This is a genomic window from Streptomyces sp. NPDC053048 (assembly GCF_044547045.1).
In the GTDB taxonomy this organism is placed as follows: Bacteria; Actinomycetota; Actinomycetes; order Streptomycetales; family Streptomycetaceae; genus Streptomyces.
In genome coordinates, this window is record NZ_JBITZS010000008.1 from 389,757 (window position 1) to 415,695 (window position 25,939).

The window sequence follows — 25,939 nt, forward strand, 5'->3', positions numbered from 1 at the left end:
CGCCCGGAGGCGGGCGGCCGGGTTGGCCGGCTCGGGAGGACATCGGTCGCGTTCACGGAGGGAACCTTAGGTTAGGCAAACCTAAGATTGTCAATTCCCCGCGAACGTATACCCCCAATGCCCGCTTATCTTTATGAATGAACGACACCCCGGCCACCGAGGCGCCGGTAGCGCGAACGACGCGCGGCGAGCCGCTCCCGCGGGTCGCGCGCCGTGAGAGCAGCCATCTCCGCTCCGATCACCCGCCCGAGAGCCGAAAGGAAGTCTCCTTCCTCCGGCAGTCCTTCCTCCACGATGCGGTCCACGATCCCGTTCGCCAAGAGGTCGGCGGACCGTACGCCCTGCCGCCCGGCCACCTCGTACGCCCGGTCCGTCGTGCGGTGCAGGATCGCGGAGGCGCCCTCGGGCGGCAGCGGGGAGAGCCAGGCGTGCCGCGCCGCCACCACCCGGTCCGCCGGGAGCAGCGCGAGGGCGGCGCCGCCCGCCCCCTGGCCCAGCAGCAGGCACAGGGTGGGCGCGGGCAGGTTCACCAGATCGGCCAGGCAGCGGGCGATCTCACCGGCGAGGCCGCCCTCCTCGGCCTCGCGCGAGAGCGCGGCGCCCGCGGTGTCCACGACGGTGAGCAGCGGAAGGCCCAGCTCCGCCGCGATGCGCATGCCGCGCCGGGCCGCGCGCAGACCGGCCGGCCCCAGCGCCTGCCCGGCGGCCGGGTCGGGGTGAGTGCCCCGGTCGTGGCCGAGCACCACGCACGGGGTGCCGCCGACGCGCGCGAGGGCGAGCAGCAGTCCGGGGTCGCGCTCCCCCGCTCCCGTGCCGCTGAGCAGCGTGACGTCGGTGGCGGCGGCGCGCAACAGCTCGCGCACGCCGGGCCGGTCGGGTCGGCGCGACCGGCGAATCGATTCCTCGGCGGAGGGCGGCGCGACAGGGCTCGCGACGGTTCCGGGCGTATCGAGGGAGGAACCGGCGGGGGAGCCGGCGGTGGCATCCGGAGCGCCTCCGCCGTCCGCGCACAGCACGGACAGCGCCCGCGCCGCGACGCCCGCCAGCCGCCCGGCCGGCAGAACGGCGTCCACCAGTCCGTTCGCCAGCAGGTTCTCGGCGACCTGGACGCCCGCCGGGAACTCCTCGCCGTAGAGCGCCTGATGCACGCGCGGGCCCAGGAAGCCGATGAGGGCGCCCGGTTCGGCGGCGGTGAGGTGGCCGAGCGAACCCCAGGAGGCGAGGACGCCGCCCGTGGTGGGGTGCCGCAGGTGGACGAGGTAGGGCAGCCCGGCGGCCTTGTGGTCGGTGATCGCGCCGGCGACCTTCACCATCTGCAGGAAGGCGATGGTCCCCTCCTGCATCCGGGTGCCGCCGGAGGCGGGCGCCGCCAGCAGCGGCAGCCGCTCGGCGGTGGCCCGCTCCACGGCCCGTACCAGCCGCTCCCCCGCGTCGACCCCGATCGATCCCGCCAGGAAGCGGAACTCGCAGGCCACCAGGGCCACTCGGCGCCCGTGCACCCGCCCCTCACCGGTGATCACCGACTCGTCCAGCCCGGTCCGCTCGCGGGCGGCGAGCAGATCGGCGCGGTAGTCGGGGTCGTCGGTGGTCACCGCGACGGGATCGTCCCAGCAGCGCCAGCTGCCGGGGTCCACGACGGCCAGGACGAGGTCGAGGGCGGAGACGTGCTTGCCGGTTTCGGTCATGCCGTCACCCTGTCATGTTCAGGCGAGAAGACCACCGAGGCCGCCCGACCGGGCCAGCGCCTCGAGCTCGTCCAGCGCCTCGCGGGCCGCCCGTGCCGCGGCGGGGTCACGGGCGTCCAGGCCGCTGTCGGCGAACTCGTCCTCGTCCAGGCGCAGTACGGTGGCCCCGTCCGCCGAGACCCACAGGTCCAGGTCGAGGTCCTCGACGACGAGCGCGCCGGCCTCCACCCGCGCGGGACGGGTGACGTCGCAGTACCAGCCCTTGAGCGTGCCGGAGGCGTCCCGCACCTCCTTGACGGCGTACCAGCGGTCGCGCCAGTAGTGCTCGGTGAACACGTCGCCGTCCTCGAACCGGACGAACCCGAAGTCGCGCGGCCCGGCACCCGCCCAGGGCGCCCGCACCACGACCCGCGTGCCGTCGTCGTGGGTGACGACGGCGGGATAGCGCACCTTGGTCCGGCCCGCCTTCACCAGCCCGACCGTCACCGTGCCGCCCGCCGTGAGTACCCCGTTCATCATGAAACCCCGCTCCATGCCTCGCCGTCGTCGGATCAACGGCCGCAGCCTCTCCCACGGCGGGGCACGGAGCCACTGGTTTTTCCGTCCCGGCCGGCTAGCTCAGCATGGAGGCGCAGTTCGCCGGGGTGGCGTTCTCCGGGTCCAGGGCGTTGGCGGCCTCGTGGAAGGCCACGCGGTCGATCGTGCCCAGGGTCAGGTGCATGGAGATGTCGACCGGGCACAGGTCCTGGACCAGGACGTTGCGGACGCCCGGCCCGGAGAGGAACTGCGTCTCGTAGGGGGTGACGACCTCGTCGTACCTGGTCGCGATCACGGTGTACTTGACGCCGGGAAGGGTGTCGCCGCCCTCGTTGAGGCGCTTCATGAAGTCCGAGCCGACGACCTGGTCGGTCAGGCCCGGGGCATTGTCCTGGATCACGCCGCGCGCGCCGGGGACCACGTCCAGCAGCCTGGTGAGCCCGGACAGGGTGGTGCCGTGGTTGTTGGGGGCGATGCCGACCAGCGCGTTGACCTTCTTGGCGCCGCCGTTGAACTTCATGTACTGACGGGGCATCATCCCGCCCTGCGAGTGGCCGACGATGTCGACCTTGGAGGCGCCGGTGGCGGCCAGCACCTTGTCGACGTCCACGGCCAGTTCCTCGGCCGACTTCGCCACGGGCCCGAGGCCGTGGAAGACAGGGACGCCGGGCAGCTTGCCGTAGTCGAAGGAGAAGACGCAGTAGCCGCGCTTGACCAGGTAAGGGGCGAAGGACCACCAGTTGTTGGTGGAGTTCTCCATCGTGCCGTGGACGAGGACCACGGGACGGGGATGGGCGGCGGAGGGCTTGCAACTGAAATCGTTCCAGCCACTGCTGACCGTTTCCGCGGCGCTCGGGGCGGCGGCCGCCGACGTCGGCACGGCGGCCGCCGACAGGGCGAGAGCCAGGGCGGGCAGGAGGGAACGGAGCGACTTCCAGGGTCTGCGGCGCAGCTTCATATGACGTCCTCGCAGGTGGGGGATGGCATACCGACCGGCACCCGGGCGACTGTTTCGGGCGCATTAAAAGGTCGTTAACTTACTTGCGAGTAGGGTGCGGGGCGTTTCTTGCTTTCGTCAAGCAAATTCCCCGAAATCGGATGTGGCGTGATTACGCCACTTCGCGACCGCGCACGTCCAGCGTCGCGGCGGGCCCCACCGCCCCCATGCCGAAGCGCGCCCGCGCCCGGTCGACCGCCGCCTCGACACGGCGCGCCTTCTCGTCGGCGGGATCGAACGTCAGCTGGTGCGCGGCGAGTTTCCCGTCGCCCAGCCCCTCGGCGCGCAGCGCCACCGACCGCACCCTGGCGCGCTGCAGGGCGAGCGCGGCGTGCAGCGCGTAGGCGGCGGCGGTCAGCTCGGGGGTGTGCGCGGTCGGTTCGGCGAAGGTCCTCGAGCGGGTGCTCGAGGAGCCGTCGGCGTACCGGACGGTGAGCTTCAGGCCGCGGGCGACCTGGCCGCCCGCCCGCATCCTGGCCCCCAGCCCGTCGGCGAGCGCGAGCAGCGCGTGCCGCCGTCGTTCCGGGTCCAGTTCGTCGGCGCCGAAGCGGTGTTCGGCACCCATCGAGCGGGCGCGCGCGTCCGGGGTGACGGGCGTGGGGTCGATGCCGTGCGCCCGCTCGTGGATCCGCCGCCCGGCGGCCGCGCCGAGGATGCGCTGCAGCGCGGCGAGCGGCGCGTCGGCGATCCGGCCGACGCTGTCGAGCCCGTACGAACACAGGGTGCGGGCGGTGGCCGGCCCCACCCCGTACAGCGCGGCGGCAGGCTTGCGCGCCAGGAACGCGGCCACGTCCTGCGGCTCCGCCGTGAGGGCGCGGATGGCGCCGGGGGCGCCGTCCTGTGCGGCCATCCTGGCGAGCATGGGGTTGGCGGCGATACCGGCCGTGCAGTCCACGCCGTACCGGGCCAGGGCCCGGACCCTGAGCAACTCGGCCAGCTCGGCCGGATCGTGCCCGAAGTAGCGCACGGCGCCGCGCACATCCATGAGCGCGGCGTCAGGAGGCACGGCCTGCACCACGGGCGTCACCTCGGCGAGCAACGCGAGCAGCCCGTCGTAGGTCTCCTCGTCGAGGGCCGCACCGGCTGAGCCGGGGTGGAAGTGCAGGTACAGAATTCCAACCCGTCCGGCGTTTGAGGACACCGCGCGCAGCGCGGCCCGGGGGCCGGGGGCAGAGCCCCCGGTTTCGGGAAGGGGCGGGGTGGGGGAAAGCCTGCGCACGTTCATCGTCCCGCACTCCCCGGACTCGCGTGCCACAGCTTGCGCCCCGTGGCCGCCCCCTCACCGGCCGGCTGCAGATCCGCCCACGGATGCATGGTGTAGCCGGTGGACAGCCGGATACGACGCTCGGCCGCGGCGGGGGCCCCGGCCCCCGTGGGCGCCGCCAGCACCGCCGCCACCGCCCCCAGTCCCCCCTCCGCCCGCAGCCGCGCCAGCTCCGCCAGGTCCCACGCCGCCGTGCCCACCACGCTCAGGCTGCGCGGCCCCCGCCGCTGCACCGTGCCGCGCACGAGCAGCAGCCAGGAGTGGAAGACGGTGTGCGCGCACGCCGGGTGGCTGTCGTCGAAGAAGGCGCAGTCGACCAGGCCCGTGCCGTCGTCGAGGGTGGTGAAGACGACCCGCCGCCCCGAGCGGACCGGTGGCGTCTGGGTCGCGGCCTTGGCGCCCGCGACCAGCACGGTCTCGCCGTGCCGCGCGTCGCGCAGCCGGCGGGCCGGGGTCGCGCCCAGTTCCGTCAGGAACGCCCGGTGATCGGTCATCAGATGGCGCGAGGTGTCCATGCCGAGCACGTTCAGCTCGGCGCCCAGCCGCTCCTTCGCGTCCAGGTCCGGCAGGCCGATCGGCTCGGCCCGCGCGCTGTCGATCAGCGTCGGCTGGACGGCGCCGGCGGGGTCCCGTCGTCCGTGCAGCTCGGCGATGTGCAGCAGCAGGTCCCGGCGGTTGGTGCCGAAGGCGTCCAGCGCCCCGACCCGGGCCAGCCGTTCGGCGACCGGCCTGGCGGGCCGGGCGCGCCGCCACAGGTCCTGGAGCGAGGTGTACGGGCGGCCGTCGGCGATCCGGTGCGCCTCGGACCGGCCGATGCCCTGCACCTCGGACAGGGCGAGGCGGATGCCGAAGCGCCCCGCACCCCCCGCCTCGCCGGACACCAGTTCGATCGAATAGGCCGTGCCCGAGCGGTTCACGTCCAGCGGCAGGATCGGCACCCCGCGCCGCCGGGCGTCCGCGAGCAGCAGCCGCTTGGGGTACATGCCGGGGTCGTGGGTGAGCAGCCCGGCGTAGAAGGCCGCGGGGTGGTGGGCCTTGAGCCAGGCCGACTGGTACGTGGGCACGGCGAAGGCCACGGCGTGCGCCTTGCAGAAGCCGTAGCTGCCGAACGCCTCGACGATCTCCCAGGTGCGCTCGACGGCCTCCGGCGGGTAGCCCCGCTCCCGTGCCCGCGTCGCGAACCAGGCCCGCACCCTTCCCACCAGCTCGGGGTCGGACAGCGCGCGCCGGGTCTCGTCGGCGTAGCCCCGGTCGCAGCCGGTCATGATGCGCAGGATCTCGATGATCTGCTCGTGGAAGACGACCACGCCGTACGTCTCGTCCAGGGCCGGTGCCAGGTCGGGGTGCGGGTGGCGCACGGGGGCGCGGCCGTGCCGGGCCTCGATGAAGGGCCGGACCATGTCGGCCGCGACCGGGCCCGGCCGGAACAGCGAGATGTCGACGACGAGGTCGTGGAACGTCTCGGGCTGCAGCCGTCCGATCAGGTCCCGCTGGCCCGGCGACTCGATCTGGAAGCAGCCGAGCGTCTCGGTGGAGCGGATCAGCTCGTACGTCGCCCGGTCGCCCGGCGGCACCTGCGCGGGGTCGTCGATGTCGACGCGGCGCCCGGTGGCCCGTTCGATCTCGCCCACCGCGTGCGCCATCGCGGACTGCATCCGCACGCCCAGCACGTCGAGCTTGAGCAGCCCCAGCTCCTCCACGTCGTCCTTGTCGAACTGCGACATGGCGAAGCCCTCGCCGCTGGTGGGCACGATGGGGGTGCGGGCGCGCAGGGAGGCGTCCGAGAGCAGCACCCCGCACGGGTGCATGGCGATGCCGCGCGGCAGCCCGTCCAGCGCCTCGACCAGCCCCCACAGGCGGGCGTCGGCGATCCCGTGCGGACCGGTGGCGACGCCGCGCAGCTCGGGGAGTTCGGCCAGGGCCGCGCGGGCGTCGCGGGCCCGGATGTGGGGGAACGCCTTGGCGAGCCGGTCGACCTCGGCCGGTTCCATGCCGAGGGCGGCGCCCACGTCGCGCACCGCGTGCCGGATCCGGTAGGTCTCGGGCATGGAGACGGTCGCGACCCGCTCCTCGCCGAAGCGGTCGAAGACGGCGCGGTAGACCTCCAGGCGGCGGGCGGACTCGACGTCGATGTCGATGTCGGGCAGCACCTTCCGGCGCGTGGACAGGAAGCGCTCCATCAGCAGGCCGTGTGCGACGGGGTCGGCGTGGGCGATGCCGAGCAGATGGTTGACCAGGGAGCCGGCGCCGGAGCCGCGGGCGGTGACGCGGATGCCGAGGGCCCGGGTGTCGTCGACGACCTGGGCGACGGTGAGGAAGTACGAGGGGAAGCCGCGCGCCTCGATGGTGCGCAGCTCCTCCTCCAGCCGGTCCCAGTAGCGGCGGTCGCGGTCGTATCCGCGCAGCACCATGGCCGCGGCGCAGCGGGAGCGCAGCACGCGGGCGGCGGTGCGGCGGCCGGCGCCGACCAGGTGCGGCTCGGGGAAGTGCACGGTGCCCAGGCCCAGGTGGTCCTCGGGGTCGACCAGGCACTCGGCGGCGGTCCGCTCGGTGGCGGCGAGCAGCCGACGGGCCTCGTCGCGGCGGAACCCGGCGGCCTCCGCGATCCGTTCGGCGGCGGCGGCCATGGCGGCGGGGTCCTTCAGCCAGCGCTCGCCGCCGTCGAGGGCCTCGGGCCTGCGGCGGTCGACCGGCACCAGCAGCCGGGCGGCGTCGAGGACGTCGGCGACGGGCCCCTGGCCGGGGTCGGCGTAGCGGACGGCGTTGGTCAGCACGGCCGGTACGCCCTGTTCGGCGGCGAAGCCGACGGTGCGGGCGGCCAGCCGCAGGGAGCCGGGGCCGGTGCCGGTGCGGCCGTGCCAGACGGCCTCCAGGCGCAGGCCGTCACCGAACATTTCGCGCCAGGGCGGCAGCAGCCGTGCGGCCCGGTCGGGGCGTCCGGCGGCCAGCGCGCGGCCGATCCCGGAGTCGGGGCCGAGCAGGACGGTCAGCGGGGCGCGGATGCCGTCGGCGGCGGCCGCGAGGTCGTCCCGGTCCAGTGCGGGGCGCTCGCCGGTGCGCGCGTGGGCGGCGGAGACCAGCCCGCACAGCGCGGCCCAGGCGGGCGCGCCGTCGCGGGCCAGGAAGACGGCGCGGGGCGCGGACTCGTCGACGAAGGCGCCGCCGCGCGCCGGGGTGCGGTGCCGCACCGTGGCCCCGTCCGCGGGCAGCGGCTCGCGGACGGCCAGGTCCACGCCGAACAGCGGCCGCACCCCCGCTCGGGCCGCCGCCCTGGCGAACCGGACGGCGCCGGCGAGGCTGTCGCGGTCGGTGAGGGCGAGTGCGTCCATGCCGCGCTCGGCGGCCCGCTCGGCCAGCTGTTCGGGGTGTGTGGCGCCGTACCGCGTCGAGAAGCCCGAGGCGGTGTGCAGGTGCGTGAACGCCGGCGCCGCCGCCGAGAACGCTGCCATCACACCTCCTGCCGCCGCACCCCCTGTCCGAAAACCGCCCCTCCCCATCCACCATAAACCACTTCTCGAACGTTCGTACGAATCACTGTGCGAGGCGCGCCCCGGCTCACCCGTACGGCCCGCACCGACTGCGCCGCCCCGCCGGACCTCGCAGGCTCGAGGCATGGTCTGCACCCCCGGCGGCGGCGCCCGCCTTCTCGAGGAGACGCGGGAGGCGGTGACGGGCCGGGCGGCGCTGCTGGTGATCGGCGCGCTGGTGCTGCAGCTCGCGTTCGTCATCTCCTACGTCGGCGCCTTCCACAGCCCGAAGCCGAAGGACATCGCGTTCGGCGTGGTGGCCCCGCCGCGGCTCGGCGAGCAGCTGACCCGTGACCTGGCCGCCCTGCCCGGCACCCCCCTGGACCCGCGCACGGTCCGCGACAGGACCCAGGCCGTACGGGAGATCCGCGAGCGCGACCTCGACGCGGCGCTGGTCGTCGACCCGCGCGGCAGCACCGACACCCTGCTCGTCGCCGGCGGCTCCGGCGCCTCCCTCGCCCAGGCCGCCGAGGCGGTCGTCACCCGCGTCGAACGGGCGCAGCAGCGCACCGTCGAGGTCACCGACGTCGCCCCGGCGGCCGTCGGGGACGCCCGCGGGCTGAGCTCCTTCTACCTGGTGGTGGGCTGGTGCGTGGGCGGCTATCTGTGCGCGGCGATCCTCGCCGTCAGCGCGGGCGCCCGCCCCGCCAACCCCCACCGGGCGGTCATCCGGCTCGGGGCGATCGCCGTCTACGCGATCGTCGCGGGCCTGCTCGGCGCCGTCATCACCGGCCCGCTCCTGGGGGCACTGCCGGGCAGCGTCCTGGGCCTGTGGGGGCTGGGCGCACTGGTGGTCTTCGCCGTGGGCGCCCTGACCCTGGCCCTGCAGGGGCTGGCGGGCGTGGTGGGCATCGGCCTGGCGATCGCCCTCGTCGTCGTGCTGGGCAACCCCAGCGCGGGCGGGGCGTACCCCTATCCGCTGCTGCCGCCGTTCTGGCGCGCCATCGGCCCGGCCCTGCCACCGGGCGCGGGCACCTGGTCGGCGCGCTCCATCGCCTACTTCGGGGGCAACGCGCTGACCTGCCCGCTGCTGGTGCTGTCCGGCTGGGCGGCGGCGGGGACGGCGGTCACGATGGCCGGCGCGGTGCGGCGGGCCCGCCGGGACGCCGCGGAATGACCGTGCCGCGCCGCCGCCCGTCCCCTCCTCGTGCGGGCGGCGGCGCGGAGCCCTTCGCGTCGCGACGCCATGGAGGGCCCCCGAAGCGGCAGACCGAACAGTCGGTCTGAGTGGTCTTCAGCCATTGCTGCGACACTCCGCGAACGCTCCGGCCGCCCCGCGGCCGCCGGGCGGACCGCTTTTCGGCCGGGCCCCGGGAGGCTCCCGGACCGACGCATAGCTCATTAGATCCAACGGTTCAGCGCATCGCAAATCGCCTTTTCGCAGGCTCTTTTGATATTTCATCAATGAAAACAAGGAATCTGCGCTGGTCAACATCCCTGAAACATTAATTCCGCATCTTCTCCCCCAAGTCGGACATCACAACGGATGCGACGACCGCTGCGCGATCGTCCGCGAGAGCCCGCTCACACCGGATCCGGCCAACCCCCGACACTACACAGGGTTTTCAATCAGCGACTGAAAGTGTTCGATCGGGGTGCGTTCATGCTCGAGTTGAGCAAGACTGCCGTCCGTTATCTGCACCGACGAACAAGGGAGTGTTCGGAATGCGGTACATCACTGGGGGGATCGCGCTGGGAGCCGCGCTGGCACTGGGCGGCCTGGTGGGAGTCGGAACGGCGGCGAACGCCGCACCCACGCCCATACCCGCGGCACAGACGCAGAGTCTGTACGCGCCCTCAGCGCTGGTACTGACCATCGGCCAGGGCGACTCGGCGGCCACCGCCGGCGTTCAGCGCGCCGTGACCCTCACGTGCACCCCGAAGGCCGACGGCACCCACCCGAACACCCGTGGCGCCTGCGCCACGTTGCGGCTCGCCGGCGGTGACTTCGACGAGGTCACCAAGGTCAAGGAGGGCACCGCCTGCACGCGGGAGTGGAACCCGAGCGTTGTCACCGCCGAGGGCGTGTGGGAGGGCCGCCGGGTGAGCTTCGAGCGCACCTTCGCCAACCCGTGCGAGCTGAAGGCGGGCAAGGGCACGGTCTTCGAGTTCTAGAATCTCGCCGGTTCGAGAACCACGGCACGTGAAGCGGCCCCCGGACACCGTGGAGGTGTGTCCGGGGGCCGCGGTCCGTGGCGGGGGCGCGTCAGCCGATGCGCACCCCGTAGGCGGCCAGGGCTTCTCCCACCGGCTGGTAGTAGGTCGTGCCGCCCAGCAGGCCGCAGTTGCCGCTGCCGCCCGAGGTCAGGCCCAGCGCGGCGTCGCCGTCGAAGAGCGGGCCGCCGCTGTCGCCCGGCTCGGCGCAGACGTCGGTCTGGATCAGCCCGGTGACCGTGCCCTCCGGGTAGTTGACGGTGGCGTCGAGGCCGGTGACCCTGCCGCCGTGCACCCCGGTGGTGGACCCGCTGCGCCGCACCCGCTCACCGACGTACGCGGCGGCGGCGTGAGTGATCTTCTGCGAGCGGCCGCCGAGGGCCACCGAGCCGGGGGAGGCGACACCCGGGTCGGTGTACTCGGCGAGGGAGTGGTCCTTGCCGGGGAAGACCGACTTGACGGTCTTCGCGAAGGGCGCGCCGCCCTTGGACCGGGACCACTGCGCCACGACGTTGCCGCAGTGCCCGGCGGTCAGGAAGAAGGGACGGCCGGAGCCGTCGACGACGTTGAAACCGAGCGAACAGCGGGCCGTGGGGCCCCAGATGGCGTCCCCGCCCTCGACGTAGCGGGTGAGCCTGGTAGTGATCCTGCGCACCTCCACCGCCTGCCCGAGGCCGGACGTGACCTCCTTCAGCCTCGCCAGCCGGGCACCGGTGACGGTGCTGTCGGCGGTCACCACGACCCGGTCGACTCTGGGATCCGTCACCCACGCGGTGCCGGGGATCGTGGCACGGTCGCTCAGCGTCCGGCGGGCCGACTCCAGCCGGGCCGGCGAGAGCCGCGCCAGGGCGGACCGACCGCCCGCCACCTGCCCGAGCGCACCGACGACACCGGTCACCAGGCCGTCGGCGACGACGTCACGAGGAGCCGCCTGGGCCTGCTGCGGAGCGAGAGTGACAACGGCGAGCGCGGCCACGGCCGCACCCGCCAGGGTGGTGCGCACGGACGTCCAACGAAACTTCAACTCGGCACCTCCAGTGGGGGGTTGGGCCCGGCTGCGCATGACCACGGGCCCGGAGGACGAACGACACAGCCGCACCCCCGACAGGAGGTCGCGTCCATGCCAAGTTGGTCCGTCGAGTGTCCCGATCGGGCGAGGGAGTGCACAAGGGCGACTTCCGGTCGCGCGTATTTTCATACGCGCGCCCCTACCGGGCGCCGAGCGCTGCGCGCGCTTCAGCGGGTCCGGGCAACCGATTCAGCCCGTCCGGCGTTTGAGGACACCGCGCGGAGCGCGGCGGGGTCCGGGGCGGAGCCCCGGTTACGGGAAGGGGCGGGGTGGGGGAAAGTCCCCGGCTCAGCCCCCACCGGCCTCCCCCTTGGGCAGCTGCTCCGCCGCCTCATGCGGCGGCTCCGCCGCCCTCTCCAGGAACCGCAGCAACTCCACCGGGAACGGCAACACCAACGTGGAGTTCTTCTCGGCGGCCACCGCCACAATCGTCTGCAACAGCCGCAGTTGCAGCGCCGACGGCTGCGAGGACATCGTCTGCGCCGCCTCCGCCAGCTTCTTCGACGCCAGCAGCTCCGCGTCCGCGTTGATCACCCGGGCCCGGCGCTCGCGCTCCGCCTCCGCCTGCCGGGACATCGACCGCTTCATCGTCTCCGGCAGCGAGACGTCCTTGATCTCCACCCGGTCGATGTGGACGCCCCAGCCGACGGCCGGGCTGTCGAGCATCAGCTCCAGCCCCTGGTTGAGCTTCTCCCGGTTGGAGAGCAGATCGTCGAGGTCGCTCTTGCCGATGATCGACCGCAGCGAGGTCTGGGCCATCTGCGAGACCGCGAAGCGGTAGTCCTCGACCTGGATGACGGCCTCGGCGGCGTCCACGACCTTGAAGTAGACGACGGCGTCGACCCGCACCGTGACGTTGTCCCGGGTGATGCCCTCCTGGGCGGGCACCGGCATGGTGACGATCTGCATGTTCACCTTGCGCAGCCGGTCCACGCCCGGAACGATCAGAGTGAATCCCGGCTGCCGTATCTCGGAGCGCAGCCGTCCCAGCCGCAGCACCACTCCGCGCTCGTACTGCTTGACCACCCGGGCCGCGGCGCCCAGGTACACCAGACCGGCCGACCCGGCGGCCACCAGCGCTACCACGAGGTCTTCGAGCATCACGGCCCCCTGTGCCCGTATCAGGTGATATGTCTCCACGGTATGCCCGGACCGGACGCCGGTCGAGAGCTGGGACGACGGGCGGACGGGCGGACAGGCGGCGGCCGGGGCGGCGGCGGACGTGCCCGGACCCCCGGCCCGCGGGGGCCGGGGGTCCGGGTGCTGCTGGCCGCAGGCAGGGGGAAGGGCGGAGCGCTCGCGGTCAGACGCGTGGTGGGGCCGGCGGACGTGGCCGCCCGGCCCGGCTTCAGAGGATGCTCACCCCGTAGGCGCTGAGCGCCTTGGTGACCGGCTGGAAGAAGGTCGTCCCGCCCGAGCGGCAGTTGCCGCTGCCGCCGGAGGTCAGGCCGAGGGCGGTGGAGCCGGCGAAGAGGGCGCCGCCGCTGTCGCCCGGCTCGGCGCAGACGTTCGTCTTGATCAGGCCGCGGACGATCTTGCCGTTGCCGTAGTTGACAGTGGCGTTCAGGCCGGTGACCTTGCCGCCGTGCAGACCGGTGGTGGAGCCGCTGCGCTGGACGTTCTGGCCGACGGTGGCGTTGCCCGCGCCGGTGATGCGCTGGGAGCGGCCGTTGTAGAGGTTGACCTCGCCGGGGTGGGCGATCGAGCCGTTGGTGTACTGCACGATCCCGTAGTCGTTGCCGGGGAAGCTGGTGCCGGTGCTGGGTCCGATGGGGGTGGTGCGGGAGGAGTTGGCGTAGTACTGCGGCTTGCCCTCGGTGCAGTGGCCGGCGGTCAGGAAGTAGTAGGTGCTGCCCTTGCGGACGTTGAACCCGGCCGAGCAGCGCCAGCTCTGGGCGTAGACGGCGTCGCCGCCGGATATCAGCGTGCGGAACGTGCCGGGGGTGCGCTCAACGCGTATCGCATGGGGCCCGGCCTCGCGTCTGATCCTGGCGATGTCGGCGGCGGAGACGGTGGAGTCCGCGGTGACCACGACCGTGCCGGTGTCCCGGTCGACGACCCAGGCGGTGCCCGCCACACCGGCTGACTCCACGGCCGTGCTCACCGCGGCCAGCCGCGCCGCCGAGGGCGCGGCGGCGGTTCCGGCGCCGGCCTGGGCGTCGGTGACGGCGAGGGCGGAGGCGGCCAGCAGGCCGGAGGCCACGGCGATGACGCGGGCTCGTCCGGTGCGGGCGGGGCGGGGGGTGGTGCGCCTGATCCTCACGTTGTTCCTCCCGAGTGGGGTCGGGGGTCCGCGGCGCGCGCGGGCCCGTGAGGCGCAGCCGAAGGGGCACACCGGATTCCACTTTCGCCGTGCCCCTGACAAGCGCTGCGGTGAGTATTCGGGCCATCGGCGGCAGGGCGCAAGGGCACCTTTCGGACGGCGCCCCCGGCGCACGACGAAGGGCCCCGACGGCTCGGGGCCACCGGGGCAGCGTCCTGAAGGGCTTCCGGGCCCGCTCCTGCGACGCGTCAGTGCGTGAGCGGGTTCCGCTCCCCCGCCTCGACGGCGACCGGCAGCCGGTTGCCCGGCGGCGGGAAGGGGCAGATGAAGTGGTCGGCGAAGGCGCACGGCGGCAGCACCGCGCGGTTGAAGTCCACGGTCACCGTGCCGTCGGCCTCGGGCGGCGGGGGCTTGAGGAAGCGGAAGGCGAACCCGGAGGTGCCGCTGGTGGCGTCGGCGAAGACCGCCCACAGCGACCCGTCGGCCTCCGCCGAGACGAGCAGCGTGTGCTCCTCGCCGCCGATGACGAAGGCCAGTTCACCGGCGAGGTCCAGGCCGCGCTCGCGCCCGTCGGCGTTCTCCACCGCGACCGTGCGCTCGCGCTCGTAGGAACGGAAGCGGCCGGGCAGCACCCAGCGCTCGTCGTAGTCGAAGGCGTCGATCCCGGCGAAGGCCCGGCGCCGCGCGGACCCGGGGTCGAAGACACGGACCGCCCACAGCCCCTCGCGGCGCATGACCACCAGTTTCCGGCCGTCGTGCGCGAGACGGGCGGTGGCCGGGGAGCTGTCGGGGGTGAGCCGGACCTGCCCCTCCAGCGGCCGCCCGTCCACGGTCAGCCCGTCCGCGGCAATGGCGGTCAGCAGCAGGGCCTCGCCGTCCTCCGCCTCCGCCCAGATCCCGGGGACGGCCGGAATCCGGCTACCGGAGGCGTCGGCGAGCCAGTAGGTGCCGGTCAACGCGAGCGGCCCGTAGGGGGCGGCGACCGTCTCGGTGCGTTCCTCGCGCCACGCCTTCCACTGCTGTCGCGCATCAGGTGTGCTCATGCCGGTCAACCTTTCCATACGGGCCGGGCGAGCCCGTACGGAACGCGCCCCCCGGTGTCCTCATGTCGTCTCCCTGGCGGGTGCCCGGCGTTTGGCCGGGCGGGACAGACACAGGTGCTCGCGGAGCGTGCCGCCCGGATAGAAACCGCGTAACAGGCCGCGGTGCTGGAGGACGGGCACGGTGCCGTCGACGAGCAGCGCGAGGTCCCGTTCGGGGTTGCGGGGCCGGAAGTGGAAGCCGTCGGCCACGCCGTCCGCGTACCAGTCGCCGACGAGGTCGGCGAGGGCGACGGCGTCCGCGGCCGCGTACAGCGCGACGGGCAGGGAGGCGAGGACGACGAGGCGGCCTCTCGCGGCGGCGGGGTCGCGGCCCGTCTCGCGTGCGCGGCGGCGCAGGTCGTCGCGGGCGGCGCGGACGGTACGGGCGTCGCCGGCGTGCCCGGCACGGACGAAGGCGACGTCGGCGTGCCGGGCGGCGAACCGGCGGGACGGCGGGGTGATGGCCTCGACGGCCACGACGGGGTGGCCCTGCGGGCCCCACGACCGGGCGGCGGCGTCGGCGACCGCGTCCGCCTCGCGCCAGGCCGCCTCCGCGGAGGGCACGGGGCGGCGGCCGAAGAGCCGGGCCTCGCTCTCGGAGGCGGAGACGGCCACGGTCCAGCCGGCGCGGCCCCGGCTGACCCAGTCGAGGGCGGCAAGGGAGGCGGAGAGGCGGAAGGGCTCGGTGTGGGTGGTGGTGACGGTGGGCACCAGGCCGATCCGCTCGGTGGCGGGCGCGACGCGGGCGAGCACGGCGGCCGCGTCCAGTCGCCCGGCGCCCCGCCGGGGCGGCCCGAAGGAGTCGCCGAGCGTGACGAAGTCCAGCCTCCCCCGCTCGGCGAGCCGCGCGGCCCGTACGAAGGGCTCGGCGTCATAGGTCCCGGGCCGGTCGAGCGCGACGGCCAGATGCAGGGGTCGGGTGGGTTCGGGCATGCGAAGGCTCCGTGGATGCGGGGACCGGACAGAGACGGTGCTGCCTTCACATGGGCCGCGCCCCTCAGCACGACCGGCCCCCGAGGCTAAGCCGGGGCCATGGCTCGCTGTCAACCCTGCCCGAACGCCCGTCCGTACTGTGGACGTTGCGTCTCAAGTGAGTTGACGGCGAAACGGATGACTGTTCCACTTGCCCCATGCAACAAAGGCAGCGGTTGGTCACCCGCGACCACATCGACTTCGGTCGGGTGTGGTCCGCCTCCTGTACGCGCTGACCCCGCCCGCCGTCGCGCCGTCCGCCGTCGTGCCACCCGCCGTGGCACCGTCCGGCGCCCGGCCCCACTGCCTTCACCGGCGCGGCCGTTGAGCCGCGCCCTCCCCTCGCTTATTCAGCAGCCACAGTCACACCCGCAGTCACAGCAATCGCATCCGTCGCAGCAGCCGCCGCCTTCACCCTCGGAGTTGCCGCAGCACTTGAAACATTCGGCGCAGTCGCCACAATCGCTGCAGTTGTCACAGCACTTGGCGCACCAGCCCTCGCGGGGCTCTCCGCTCCACGGGTCCTGGTAGGGGTCCTTGCAGCACACCTGCCCGGTGCAGAACAGCCCGGTCCACACGGCGCATCCGGCGATCAGGCCGCGCCGCCGCCCGCGCCGGGGCGGCTCCGGCGGGGCGGGCGGCGGCATCGTCGGCGGCGCGCCGTAGGGACCGTAGGAGCCCTGCGCCCCGGGCTCGCGCCCGCCGTGGTGGTGGCCCCGCGTCGAGCAGCCGCCCGTGGCGAACGCCCGGTCGACGGAACGTTCCAGCTCGTGCGCCAGCAGCAGATGCGCCAGCCTGCCCTGCGCCTTGCTCGCGAACTCGACGTCGCGCAGCGCCAGCCGCACGCCGTGCACGGCGTCGTCGCACAGCCGCCGCACCTCGGCGAGCTCGGTGCCGGTGGCGTCAATGGGGTTCCACGCCCCGGTGCGGGCGTCCTCCTCGAGGTCCTCGACGGCGTCCAGCAGATGGGCCAGGCGCCCGAAGAGCCGGCCCGCCTCACGCAGCAGTTCGCGGTTGTCGGGCCGCCCCGCCAGGACGGCGGTGTGGGCGAAGGCTTCGGCGGTGGCGGTCTCGGTCGGCTCGGTCACCTCCAGCAGCGGGGTGCCGGCGCGGACCAGCGCCTCGATCCCGGCCTGCCGTTCGACGGCCTCGACCAGAACGGCCGTGTCGAAGCCGAGTTCAGATCCCGTACGGGCGCCCGCGCGGTCCCACCGGGCGGCCACCCTGCGCGCGGCCGCCGCGACCGGGCGGCGCGCCAACATCCCGTCGCCGTCGGCGACATGGTCGCGCATCTTGGCGGACGCCAGGACCAGCGAGACCGAAGCGGCCAGCCGCGCGCCCTCGCCCCGCGCCACGGGCGCGGACCGCATCCCGCGCAACGGGCAGGGCCCCGCCGTGCGCCGCCAGGATCCCTCGCCGCCGTCGTCGGGCGACTGCGCCTCGACGAGCACGGATATGACCAGGCCGTCGTAGTTGGTGGCTATTCGAGCGAACTGCCCGTGATCGCCTTTCAGTGCCAGGCAGAGCCCGCAGAGATGGGCCATCCACTCCGTTCGCATGCTCTCGGACAGCCTGTGACGGCATGGCCTGATGATCCCGAACAAAACGTGCCCCCGTGTGTGGTGTCGATGCGTCCGGGCATCCTAATCACCGGGGACAATCGTGCTGGGCCGGAACCCGCTCCGCCCGAACCATGCCGCATATGCCCAGGTCCAGCGCCTGCGGTCCACTCATAGGAGTTTCTGACGCACCGCCACCCGCTTTGCACCAGATGCGTCACGAAATCCCCGCATGGCCGCCATCCACTTGGCACATCATCCGCATCATGGACGACCATAGAGGAGCGGGCGGAACACACCGCGTGTGAGAGGAGGCGTCCATGGGATCGGTGCGCAAGGCGAGTGCCTGGCTTGGCCTCGTCGACGACAGCGATGACGAGCGCTACTACGGCGGCTACGAAGAGGACTCGGACGAGGGGACCGAGCCCGGCGACTCCTGGGTGACCAACCCCAAGATCCGGGTGGCCGACGAGGTCGCCCAGGAGCAGGGCACCCGCATCGCCACGGTCACCCCGGACGGCTTCCGGGACGCCCGTGGCATCGGCGAGCTGTTCCGCGAGGGCGTCCCCGTGATCGTCAACCTCACCGGCATGGAACCCAGCGACGCCAAGCGGGTCGTGGACTTCGCGGCCGGCCTCACCTTCGGCCTGCGCGGCTCGATCGAGCGGGTCGCCAACCGCGTCTTCCTGCTCACCCCCGCCGACTACAAGGTCGTCAGCGGCGAGCCCATGGGCCGCGCGAACGGCGGCTTCTTCAACCAGAGCTGAGGGTGGGCCGTGACCCGGCCGGGGGTTCCGGGGGTTGCCCCCCGGGAAGCACAGCAACCGGAGCCGATGGTGGGCCGGGTGCTCACCGGAACGCGTCGACGCCGGTGAGCGCCTTGCCCAGCACCAACTGGTGCATCTCCACGGTGCCCTCGTAGGTGAGCACCGACTCCAGGTTCGTCGCATGCCGCATGACGGGGTACTCCAGCGAGATCCCGTTGGCCCCCAGGATCGTCCGGGCCGTACGGCAGATCTCGATCGCCTCCCGCACATTGTTCAGCTTGCCGAAGCTCACCTGCTCCGCCCGCAGCCGCCCCTCGTCCATCCGCCGCCCGAGATGGTGGGCCAGCAGGATCCCCTTGTGCAGCTCCAGCGCCATGTCGGCCAGCTTGGCCTGGGTGAGCTGGAAGCCGGCGATCGGCCTGCCGAACTGCTCACGGCTGCGCGCGTACTCCAGCGCCGTCTCGAAGCAGGTGCGCGCCGCGCCCATCGCGCCCCAGACGATGCCGTAGCGGGCGTGGTTCAGGCAGCTCAGCGGCCCCCGCAGCCCGGTGACCTCCGGCAGCACGGCGTCGGCGGGCAGCCGGACCTCGTCCATCACCAGCTCGCTGGTGACGGAGGCGCGCAGCGACCACTTGTGCTTGATCTCCGGCGCGGAGAAGCCGGGCCGGTCAGTGGGGACGACGAACCCCCTGACCCCCTCGTCGGTCCGCGCCCACACGACGGCGACGTCCGCCACCGAGCCGTTGGTGATCCACATCTTGCGGCCCGTCAGCACCCAGTCGCCGCCCGCCTCGCGCTTGGCGTAGGTGCGCATGCCGGCCGGGTCCGAGCCGTGGTCGGGCTCGGTGAGCCCGAAGCAGCCGATGAACTCGCCGGTCGCCATGCCCGGCAGCCATCGCTGCTTCTGCTCCTCAGAGCCGAAGCGGTGGATGGCGTACATCGCCAGGGAGCCCTGCACGGACACCAGCGAGCGGACGCCGGAATCGGCGGCCTCCACCTCGAGGCAGGTCAGCCCGTACTGGACGGCGCTCGCGCCCGCGCAGCCGTAGCCGGTGAGCTGCATGCCGAGGGCACCCATCGAACCGAGCTCCCGGGCCAGCTCCCGGATCCCGGGCAGCTCGCCGCGCTCGTACCAGTCCGCGACGTACGGCACCACGCGGTCCGCGGCCCACGCCCGGACGGTGTCCCGGACCGCCCGGTCCTCGTCACTGAGGAGATCATCGATGCCGAGCGGATCATGCGGGTCGAACACGTCGGCCTCCGGCGCGGTCGCGGTGGGGGTGATCATCGGTCACCCCTGACGCTACGGCTGAGTAACCACGGGGGGCAAGCCCCCGATCCCGGGCCCGGCGGTGCCGAACCTAGTCCGGGGCCGACCCGCAGTCCAGCCCGCGCGGCAACCGCAGCGCGGCCAGCGCTCCCAGCAGCAGCAAGCCGGCGCTCACCGCCAGGGTGACGTGCAGGCCGTGCACGAACGCGTCGCGGGCCGCGGCCCGCAGGGCCGCCCCGGCGGGGCCGCCGAGCCGGTCGGCCACGGCGTAGGCCTCGCCCAGCGAGTGCCCGGCCGACGCCCCGGCCGCCGACGGAACCCCCGGTACCGCGCCCACCCCGGGCGCGTACGCGGCGTTCATGACACTGCCCAGCAGCGCGATGCCGATGCCCGCGCCCAGCTGGTAGGAGGTCTCGCCGATCGCGGCCGCGCCGCCGGCCGCCTCCGCGGGGGCCTCGTTGAGCATCGACTCGTACGCCCCGAAGAGCGTGGTCTCCAGGCCGAAGCCGAGCAGGACGAAGCCGGCGATCAGCACGCCCGGCTGGTCGTGACGGCCCATCACGGTCAGCGAGAGCACCGCCATCGCCGTCAGCACGAAGCCCGTCGAGACCATCGCGCGCGGCCCGAACCGGTGCAGCACCCGCGAGCCGGCCAGCCCCGCCGCCATCGCGGCGAGCGTGAGCGGCAGCAGCCGCAGGCCGGTCTCGAGCGGGGTGAGGCCGAGGACGAGCTGCAGGTACTGGGCGGCGACGAGCTCGAGCCCCACCAGGGCCAGCATGGCCAGCACGATGCAGCCCACCGACGTGCCGAAGGCGGGCCGCGCGAACAGCTTCAGGTCCACCAGCGGATGGCGGCGGCGCCGCTGCCGGCGGACGAAGAGGACGAGCAGGGCGATGCCCAGCGCCGCCGGGACGACCGCGCCCAGCGAGAGCGGGTCCGCGCTGCCGGCCTGCTTGACCCCGTAGACGGCGCCGAACAGGCCGAACGCCGCCATCAGGGCGCCGAGCACGTCCCACGGCCCGTCGCGGTCACCCGTCGACTCCGGCAGCAGCCACCGCCCGACCGGGAGGCTGACCGCCATCAGCGGAATGTTGATGAGGAAGACCGAGCCCCACCAAAAATGCTCCAGCAGGAAGCCGCCCAGCAGCGGGCCCGCGGCCGCGCCGACCGCGGCCACCGCGCTCCACACGCCGATGGCCAGGGCGCGCTCGCGCCGGTCGGGGAAGACCTGCCGCAGGATGGACAACGTCGCCGGCATGATCATCGCGCCGCCGGCGCCGAGCAGCGCCCGCGCGGCGATGAGCACTTCCGGGGCGGTCGCCAGCGCCGCGAGCGCGGAGGCCACGCCGAACAGCCCGTAGCCCAGCAGCAGCACCCGGCGGCGGCCGACGCGGTCGCCGAGGGTGCCGAAAAGGATGAGGAGCGCGGCGCAGACCAGGGGGTAGACGTCCACGATCCACAGCAGCTGGACGGCGCCGGGCCGCAGGTCCTCGGTGACGGCGGGCACGGCCACGTGCAGCACGGTGGCGTCGACGGCGACGAGCAGCAGGCTGACGCACAGGACGACCAGCACGGTCCACCGGTTCGCCCCGGGGGCGGTCGGGCCCTCCGCGCGGCGCGGCAGGAGCCGCTGCCGGGGAACGCCGACCGGCCGTCGGGGCCCGGCCGTGGTCGTCCCGGACATCCACACACCTCCGTGTCGTGCGCTCGCGGCCACGCGCGGGCCTGGGGATCTGGGGCCCCGGCGGTGTCGAGGGGCGAGTGAGTCGACAGAGTACGCGAGTCCCGCCGGAACATACGTGGCCCCTCTCACGTCGCCGGTACTGGGACAATCGACCGATGACCTCTCTCGCCACCCCCACCGGCATAGCCTCCGGCGCTGCCGCGCCGCCCCGCGGCGGCGCGCTGCGCCGGGCCGCTCCCGCCCTGCTGCTGTACGCGGCGGTGCGGGCGCTGGGCGTCCTGGTGCTGGCCCTGTGGGGCCTGGCGGACGGCAAGGGGGCGCACCGGCTGCTGTCGGCGCGCTGGGATTCCCTCTGGTACGCCCGGATCGCCGAGCAGGGCTACGGCCACACCCTTTATCTGCCGGGCGGCAAGGTCCACTCCGACCTGGCGTTCTTCCCGCTGCTGCCATGGCTGGAGCGGGCGCTGTCGGCGGTCCTGCCGCTCTCGGTGAACGACGCGGGTCTGGTGGTCTCCGGCGTGGCCTCGCTGTTCGCGGCCTGGGGCATCTTCGCCGTCGGCGACCGGCTGTACGGCCGGCGGGCGGGTGTCCTGCTCGTCGTGCTGTGGGCGGCGCTGCCGGTGGGTGTCGTGCAGTCGATGGCCTACTCGGAGTCGCTGTTCACGGCGCTGGCCGCGTGGAGCGTGTACGCCGTGCTGAGCGGCCGCTGGGTGGGGGCGGGCGTGCTGGCGGCGCTGGCCGGGCTGACCCGGCCGGTGGGCGCGGCGGTGGTCGCCGCCGTCTGGATCACCGCGCTGGTCACGCTGGTGCGGGCACGCCGGGCCGGCGGGCCGCGGCCCCCGCTGCCCCGGCTGTTGCTCGGGGTGGCGCTGGCGCCGCTGGGCTGGCTGGCCTATTTCGCCTGGGTGGGGGTGCGCACCGGCAGTGCGACGGGCTACCTGGACGTGCAGGGCGGCTGGGGCAACGGCTTCGACGGCGGGCTGGCCTTCGCCTCGTTCATCGGGGAGCGGCTGACGGGCCCGGCGTTCGCGGCCGGGCTGGGCCTGCTGGTGGGCGTCGCGCTGGTGCTGTGGCTGTACTGGTCCGGGGTCCGGCAGGGCCAGCCGCTGCCGCTGCTGGTCTGCACGGGCACGGTGCTGCTGCTGGCGCTCACCGCGAAGGGCTACTTCGGCTCCAAGCCGCGCCTGATGATGCCCGCGTTCGGACTGCTGCTGCCGCCGGCCGTGGCCCTGGCCCGGCTACGCACGGTACGCGCGGTGGCGGTGGTGTCCGTCCTGGCGCTGGCGTCCTCCGCCTACGGGGCGTTCTGGCTGCACGGCTCCGGCCCGCCATGATCGAAATTCGGCGAGCGGCGATGCCCGGCGGGAAACGCCGCGGAACCGTGCGGCCAATCGCCGATAAACTCCGCCCTACATAAAAGAATTAAGCACCCGGCACAAAGTCCCGGACTCCACCGACGGCTCTTTAGCTGTTTCTTATTCGCCGGTTTCAAACCTGGGGCCGGGCACGATTGAGACGCATTCCACATCACATCGTCATCACAAAGCGCCTCGATCGGCCGAACCTTCCCGTCACGCAATGTAACGTCGATTGGGTGCGAACCAACGACGAGCTCGTCCAACCGGAGGAGCGCCCGACCGATCCCGTGCGACCACGGATGACCAGGACCCGCCTGGGGATCTTCGTGGCGACCTCCGTGGTGTACGCGGCGATCGTGGTCGGCGTGCTCACCACGTCCTGGCCGGTGCGGTTCGACTGGCAGGTGATGCTCTTCCGCCCGTACAAGCAGTGGCCGGAGATCCACACCTTCCTCGACTACTTCGTGGTCCTGGGCCAGCGCGGCCCGACCGCCGTGGCGGTCGCGGCCTGGCTGGGCTGGTGCACGTACAAGCAGAAGACCCTGCGCCCGCTGCTGGTGCTGGGCACGTCGTTGCTGCTGCTCAACGCGACCGTGGGCGCCGCGAAGATCGGCATGGGCCGGCTGGGTCCGCACTACGCCACGTCCATCGGCTCCAACGAGATGTTCGCGGGCGGCGACATATTCCCCTCGGGCCACACCGCGAACGCGGTGGTGACCTGGGGCGTCCTCGCCTACCTCGCCACCACCCCGCACACCCGCAGGATCGCCTCGGTGATCGCCGCGCTGCTGGCGCTGGGCGTGGGGATGACGACCGTCTACCTGGGCACGCACTGGATGAGCGATGTGACTCTCGGCTGGACCGCGGGCCTGATGGTGCTGCTGGTCCTGCCCTGGTTCGAGCCGCTCATGGCCCGTGCCGAGACCTGGCTGCTGGCCCTGTGGCGGCGGCTGCGCGAGCGCGGCGTCGGCCTCGCTCCGGCCCCGGTCGCCCCGGCCGTCGTGCTGGGCGCGCCGCGCGCCCCGGTCGACGACGAGCTGCCCGTCCGCGAGCCCGTGGGCGCCGGCAGCCGGCCGGGCGGCGGGACGCCGTCCCGCACCGCCGACGGCAGGGGCCACCTCTCGCCCCGGTCGCACACGATCCGCTCGGAGCGGACCCCGGTCACCCCGACCGGCAGCCGCCGTCCGCCGCACGCCGACCGCGTGCCGCGCACCACGCCGCTGGGTCCGGGCGCGGGCCGCGGCCGGACGGCCGGCACCGCGGGCGGCTGACCCCACGCACACGCGAAGGCGGCCCCGGACGAGCTCCGGGGCCGCCTTCGTCGCATTCTCCAGGGACAGGCGCGGCCTCAGCCCTTCCAGCAGCGCCGGACGATCCCGTCCTCGACCTCGAGGTTCAGCCGTCCGAAGACGTACTCCAGGGTGATGATCGTGCCGGGCGCCAGCGTGCGCACGTCACTCCAGCCGCGCTCGCGGGCGAGCGCGGTGGCGGTCGTGGCGTCGAGGCCGACGTAGCCCTCGGGGTCGTCGTCGGGCTCGGTGGGGATGCCGGGGAGGGGTGCCATGGCAGCCACCGTAGGCGGCGCCGCGCGGTGACGGAAGCCGGGCCCCCGCAGGGCTCCGGCATGCTCCCGTCCGCGCCCGGTCCGTCACTGGTCACACTTCTGTCACAGTGAACTCATCGGGGTTTACCGGAACACGCATCACTCATACGAGCCTTTCCGCACCACTCCCCCGTCCTCCCGAAATCCTCTCCGGTAAATTCACCGTGCTTTTCCCGGGCTTCACCGGCATCTCCCGGAACACCCGGGCAATTCACCGGCTCCGGGCCGCGCACCCAGTGATCCGGGCGAATTCCCCCGGCTTCCGCTTAGCTCCCCCGAAGCCGCCGGAATATAAAATTCCGGGAACGCTCGCCCGGCTGTCGAGGCCCCCGGTTCGGCAGTCCCCGCCCGAGGCACTCTCGCGCGCGGCGCCTCCCGGCGAGCATCATGGCCCCCTGACCGAGAACCCACGCGGACCACAGCACGAGAGCCCGTGTGAGCCGACAGCGAGGGGGCACGGATGGGGACCGACACCGCGCAGGCGGCCGCGGAGGGCACGGCGAGGGAACGGCAACCCGGCCGCATCATCGTGGACTGGCTGACCACCACCGACCACAAGAAGATCGGCCACCTCTACCTGATCACCTCGTTCGGTTTCTTCCTCCTCGCCGGCCTGCTCGCCATGCTGATGCGCGCCGAACTGGCCCGGCCCGGCCTGCAGCTGATGACCAACGAGCGGTTCAACGAGGCGTTCACCGCGCACGGCACGATCATGCTGCTGCTGTTCGCCACCCCGGCCTTCGCGGGCTTCGCCAACGCGATCATGCCGCTGCAGATCGGCTCGCCGGACGTGGCCTTCCCCCGGCTGAACATGCTCTCGTACTGGCTCTACCTCTTCGGCGGCCTGATGGTCGTCGCGAGCCTGGTGATGCCGCAGGGCGGGGCGACCTTCGGCTGGACCGGCTACGCCCCGCTCAACAGCATGGTCCGCTCGCCGGGCATCGGCACCGACATGTGGATCATGGGGCTGGCGCTGTCCGGATTCGGCACGATCCTCGGCGCGGTCAACTTCCTCACCACCGTCATCGGCATGCGCGCGCCCGGGATGACGATGTTCCGGATGCCGGTGTTCACCTGGAACGTCCTCTTCACCTCGATCCTGATCCTGCTGGCCTTCCCGGTGCTGGCGGCCGCCCTGCTCACCCTGGAGGCCGACCGGCGGTTCGGGGCGGTGGTCTTCGAGGCCCAGTGGGGCGGGGCGCTGCTGTGGCAGCACCTGTTCTGGTTCTTCGGCCACCCCGAGGTCTACATCATCGCGCTGCCGTTCTTCGGCATCATCACCGAGATCATCCCGGTGTTCTCCCGGAAGCCGGTCTTCGGCTATCTGACGCTGGTCGCCGCGACCATGAGCATCACCGCCCTGTCGCTGGTGGTCTGGGCGCACCACATGTTCTCCACGGGCGCGGTGCTGCTGCCGTTCTTCTCGTTCCTGTCGTTCCTCATCGCGGTGCCGACAGGGGTGAAGTTCTTCAACTGGATCGGCACCATGTGGAAGGGCTCGCTGTCCTTCGAGACGCCCATGCTGTGGGCGGCCGGCTTCCTGGTGAGCTTCCTCTTCGGCGGGCTGACCGGGGTGATCCTGGCCTCCCCGCCGCTGGACTTCCACGTCACCGACACCTACTTCGTCGTCGCGCACTTCCACTACGTGGTGTTCGGGACGGTGGTCTTCGCGACGTTCGCCGGCTTCTACTTCTGGTGGCCGAAGTTCACCGGGAAGCTGCTGGAGGAGCGGCTGGGCAAGCTGCACTTCTGGACGCTGTTCACGGGCTTCCACCTCACGTTCCTCGTCCAGCACTGGCTGGGCGCCGAGGGCATGCCCCGCCGCTACTCCGACTACCTGGCCGCCGACGGCTTCACCGCGCTCAACACGCTCTCCACGATCGGGGCGTTCCTGCTGGGCCTGTCCAACCTGCCGTTCTTCTACAACATCTGGAAGACCGCCAGGTACGGCAGGCGGGTCGAGGTGGAGGACCCCTGGGGCTACGGGCGCTCCCTGGAGTGGGCGACCTCCTGCCCGCCGCCCCGGCACAACTTCGTCAGCATCCCCCGCATCCGCTCGGAGTCGCCGGCCTTCGACCTGCACCACCCGGAGACGGCGCGGCGGGCCGAGCCGCCCAGGGCGGCCGAGCCCGCCGGCTGAAGGGGCGC

20 protein-coding genes are annotated in these 25,939 nt (G+C 73.2%); 6 read left to right on the forward strand and 14 right to left on the reverse strand.

What is annotated here, in order from left to right; translation table 11 throughout:
- Positions 1 to 131: 131 nt before the first annotated feature.
- The 5 genes from ACIG36_RS23475 to ACIG36_RS23495 all read right to left on the reverse strand — a co-directional run bounded on the left by ACIG36_RS23475 (position 132) and on the right by ACIG36_RS23495 (position 7,932).
- Complete coding sequence (locus tag ACIG36_RS23475; RefSeq protein ID WP_399931043.1) at positions 132 to 1,685, reverse strand: carboxyl transferase domain-containing protein; 1,554 nt, start codon at positions 1,683 to 1,685, stop codon at positions 132 to 134.
- A gap of 18 nt (positions 1,686 to 1,703) precedes the next feature.
- Positions 1,704 to 2,204, reverse strand: a complete 501-nt coding sequence (locus ACIG36_RS23480) for a DUF402 domain-containing protein (protein WP_399931047.1) — start codon at positions 2,202 to 2,204, stop codon at positions 1,704 to 1,706.
- A gap of 94 nt (positions 2,205 to 2,298) precedes the next feature.
- On the reverse strand, positions 2,299 to 3,180 hold the full coding sequence (locus ACIG36_RS23485) for an esterase/lipase family protein (protein ID WP_399931050.1): 882 nt from the start codon (positions 3,178 to 3,180) through the stop codon (positions 2,299 to 2,301).
- Between the two features lie 151 nt (positions 3,181 to 3,331).
- Positions 3,332 to 4,360, reverse strand: coding sequence for a hypothetical protein (locus ACIG36_RS23490; protein ID WP_399931053.1), 1,029 nt, complete (start codon positions 4,358 to 4,360; stop codon positions 3,332 to 3,334).
- Between the two features lie 80 nt (positions 4,361 to 4,440).
- Positions 4,441 to 7,932 (reverse strand): DNA polymerase III subunit alpha, encoded by a 3,492-nt coding sequence (locus ACIG36_RS23495; RefSeq protein ID WP_399931055.1) that lies wholly within the window; start codon positions 7,930 to 7,932, stop codon positions 4,441 to 4,443.
- A gap of 163 nt (positions 7,933 to 8,095) precedes the next feature.
- Here ACIG36_RS23495 and ACIG36_RS23500 point away from each other — a divergent pair, with 163 nt between their 5' ends.
- Positions 8,096 to 9,127, forward strand: a complete 1,032-nt coding sequence (locus ACIG36_RS23500; RefSeq protein WP_399931058.1) for a DUF3533 domain-containing protein — start codon at positions 8,096 to 8,098, stop codon at positions 9,125 to 9,127.
- A 548-nt stretch (positions 9,128 to 9,675) separates the two neighbouring features.
- Positions 9,676 to 10,125, forward strand: a complete 450-nt coding sequence (locus ACIG36_RS23505) for a subtilase-type protease inhibitor (protein WP_399931061.1) — start codon at positions 9,676 to 9,678, stop codon at positions 10,123 to 10,125.
- A 91-nt stretch (positions 10,126 to 10,216) separates the two neighbouring features.
- Here ACIG36_RS23505 and ACIG36_RS23510 read toward each other — a convergent pair whose 3' ends face one another.
- From ACIG36_RS23510 to ACIG36_RS23535, 6 genes are all read right to left on the reverse strand, one after another.
- Positions 10,217 to 11,227, reverse strand: a complete 1,011-nt coding sequence (locus ACIG36_RS23510; RefSeq protein WP_399931238.1) for a S1 family peptidase — start codon at positions 11,225 to 11,227, stop codon at positions 10,217 to 10,219.
- A 294-nt stretch (positions 11,228 to 11,521) separates the two neighbouring features.
- The gene (locus ACIG36_RS23515; protein ID WP_399931064.1) at positions 11,522 to 12,334 is read right to left on the reverse strand and encodes a slipin family protein; all 813 of its coding nucleotides are present in this window, start codon (positions 12,332 to 12,334) and stop codon (positions 11,522 to 11,524) included.
- Positions 12,335 to 12,581: 247 nt separating this feature from the next.
- Positions 12,582 to 13,496, reverse strand: coding sequence for a S1 family peptidase (locus ACIG36_RS23520; RefSeq protein ID WP_399931067.1), 915 nt, complete (start codon positions 13,494 to 13,496; stop codon positions 12,582 to 12,584).
- 248 nt (positions 13,497 to 13,744) lie between these two features.
- Positions 13,745 to 14,539: a DUF1684 domain-containing protein gene (locus ACIG36_RS23525; RefSeq protein WP_399931070.1), complete on the reverse strand. Its 795-nt coding sequence runs from the start codon at positions 14,537 to 14,539 to the stop codon at positions 13,745 to 13,747.
- 60 nt (positions 14,540 to 14,599) lie between these two features.
- A complete protein-coding gene (locus ACIG36_RS23530) occupies positions 14,600 to 15,511 on the reverse strand; it encodes an LLM class flavin-dependent oxidoreductase (protein WP_399931072.1) in 912 nt (303 codons plus the stop codon).
- A gap of 389 nt (positions 15,512 to 15,900) precedes the next feature.
- Entirely contained in the window at positions 15,901 to 17,154 is a 1,254-nt protein-coding gene (locus ACIG36_RS23535) for a DUF5685 family protein (protein WP_399931075.1), read from the reverse strand.
- 275 nt (positions 17,155 to 17,429) lie between these two features.
- Between ACIG36_RS23535 and ACIG36_RS23540 the strand changes: the two genes are divergently transcribed.
- Positions 17,430 to 17,876 carry a cell division protein SepF gene (locus tag ACIG36_RS23540; protein ID WP_399931077.1) on the forward strand — a complete coding sequence of 149 codons (447 nt, stop codon included), beginning with the start codon at positions 17,430 to 17,432 and terminating at the stop codon, positions 17,874 to 17,876.
- Between the two features lie 82 nt (positions 17,877 to 17,958).
- On the opposite strand, the gene ACIG36_RS23545 is transcribed toward ACIG36_RS23540, so the two are convergent.
- Together ACIG36_RS23545 and ACIG36_RS23550 are read right to left on the reverse strand one after the other, a co-directional pair.
- The gene (locus ACIG36_RS23545; protein WP_399931080.1) at positions 17,959 to 19,164 is read right to left on the reverse strand and encodes an acyl-CoA dehydrogenase family protein; all 1,206 of its coding nucleotides are present in this window, start codon (positions 19,162 to 19,164) and stop codon (positions 17,959 to 17,961) included.
- Between the two features lie 73 nt (positions 19,165 to 19,237).
- Positions 19,238 to 20,830: an MFS transporter gene (locus ACIG36_RS23550; protein ID WP_399931083.1), complete on the reverse strand. Its 1,593-nt coding sequence runs from the start codon at positions 20,828 to 20,830 to the stop codon at positions 19,238 to 19,240.
- A 155-nt stretch (positions 20,831 to 20,985) separates the two neighbouring features.
- Between ACIG36_RS23550 and ACIG36_RS23555 the strand changes: the two genes are divergently transcribed.
- Positions 20,986 to 22,164 carry a glycosyltransferase family 39 protein gene (locus ACIG36_RS23555; RefSeq protein WP_399931086.1) on the forward strand — a complete coding sequence of 393 codons (1,179 nt, stop codon included), beginning with the start codon at positions 20,986 to 20,988 and terminating at the stop codon, positions 22,162 to 22,164.
- A gap of 260 nt (positions 22,165 to 22,424) precedes the next feature.
- On the forward strand, positions 22,425 to 23,459 hold the full coding sequence (locus tag ACIG36_RS23560) for a phosphatase PAP2 family protein (protein WP_399931089.1): 1,035 nt from the start codon (positions 22,425 to 22,427) through the stop codon (positions 23,457 to 23,459).
- Positions 23,460 to 23,536: 77 nt separating this feature from the next.
- Here ACIG36_RS23560 and ACIG36_RS23565 read toward each other — a convergent pair whose 3' ends face one another.
- Entirely contained in the window at positions 23,537 to 23,752 is a 216-nt protein-coding gene (locus ACIG36_RS23565) for an I78 family peptidase inhibitor (RefSeq protein WP_399931091.1), read from the reverse strand.
- 499 nt (positions 23,753 to 24,251) lie between these two features.
- Between ACIG36_RS23565 and ctaD the strand changes: the two genes are divergently transcribed.
- Positions 24,252 to 25,931 carry a cytochrome c oxidase subunit I gene (gene ctaD, locus ACIG36_RS23570; protein WP_399931093.1) on the forward strand — a complete coding sequence of 560 codons (1,680 nt, stop codon included), beginning with the start codon at positions 24,252 to 24,254 and terminating at the stop codon, positions 25,929 to 25,931.
- The last annotated feature ends 8 nt before the right edge of the window (positions 25,932 to 25,939 follow it).

Excerpts from the sequence above, each read along its gene's own strand:
- ACIG36_RS23545 (WP_399931080.1), bottom strand. The coding sequence starts at position 19,164 with ATGATCACCCCCACCGCGACCGCGCCGGAGGCCGACGTGTTCGACCCG.
- ACIG36_RS23485 (WP_399931050.1), bottom strand. The coding sequence starts at position 3,180 with ATGAAGCTGCGCCGCAGACCCTGGAAGTCGCTCCGTTCCCTCCTGCCC.
- ACIG36_RS23475 (WP_399931043.1), bottom strand. The coding sequence starts at position 1,685 with ATGACCGAAACCGGCAAGCACGTCTCCGCCCTCGACCTCGTCCTGGCC.
- ACIG36_RS23555 (WP_399931086.1), top strand. The coding sequence starts at position 20,986 with ATGACCTCTCTCGCCACCCCCACCGGCATAGCCTCCGGCGCTGCCGCG.
- ACIG36_RS23525 (WP_399931070.1), bottom strand. The coding sequence starts at position 14,539 with ATGAGCACACCTGATGCGCGACAGCAGTGGAAGGCGTGGCGCGAGGAA.
- ACIG36_RS23550 (WP_399931083.1), bottom strand. The coding sequence starts at position 20,830 with ATGTCCGGGACGACCACGGCCGGGCCCCGACGGCCGGTCGGCGTTCCC.
- ACIG36_RS23540 (WP_399931077.1), top strand. The coding sequence starts at position 17,430 with ATGGGATCGGTGCGCAAGGCGAGTGCCTGGCTTGGCCTCGTCGACGAC.
- ACIG36_RS23480 (WP_399931047.1), bottom strand. The coding sequence starts at position 2,204 with ATGATGAACGGGGTACTCACGGCGGGCGGCACGGTGACGGTCGGGCTG.
- ctaD (WP_399931093.1), top strand. The coding sequence starts at position 24,252 with ATGGGGACCGACACCGCGCAGGCGGCCGCGGAGGGCACGGCGAGGGAA.
- ACIG36_RS23510 (WP_399931238.1), bottom strand. The coding sequence starts at position 11,227 with ATGCGCAGCCGGGCCCAACCCCCCACTGGAGGTGCCGAGTTGAAGTTT.
- ACIG36_RS23530 (WP_399931072.1), bottom strand. The coding sequence starts at position 15,511 with ATGCCCGAACCCACCCGACCCCTGCATCTGGCCGTCGCGCTCGACCGG.
- ACIG36_RS23565 (WP_399931091.1), bottom strand. The coding sequence starts at position 23,752 with ATGGCACCCCTCCCCGGCATCCCCACCGAGCCCGACGACGACCCCGAG.
- ACIG36_RS23505 (WP_399931061.1), top strand. The coding sequence starts at position 9,676 with ATGCGGTACATCACTGGGGGGATCGCGCTGGGAGCCGCGCTGGCACTG.
- ACIG36_RS23495 (WP_399931055.1), bottom strand. The coding sequence starts at position 7,932 with ATGGCAGCGTTCTCGGCGGCGGCGCCGGCGTTCACGCACCTGCACACC.
- ACIG36_RS23500 (WP_399931058.1), top strand. The coding sequence starts at position 8,096 with ATGGTCTGCACCCCCGGCGGCGGCGCCCGCCTTCTCGAGGAGACGCGG.
- ACIG36_RS23515 (WP_399931064.1), bottom strand. The coding sequence starts at position 12,334 with ATGCTCGAAGACCTCGTGGTAGCGCTGGTGGCCGCCGGGTCGGCCGGT.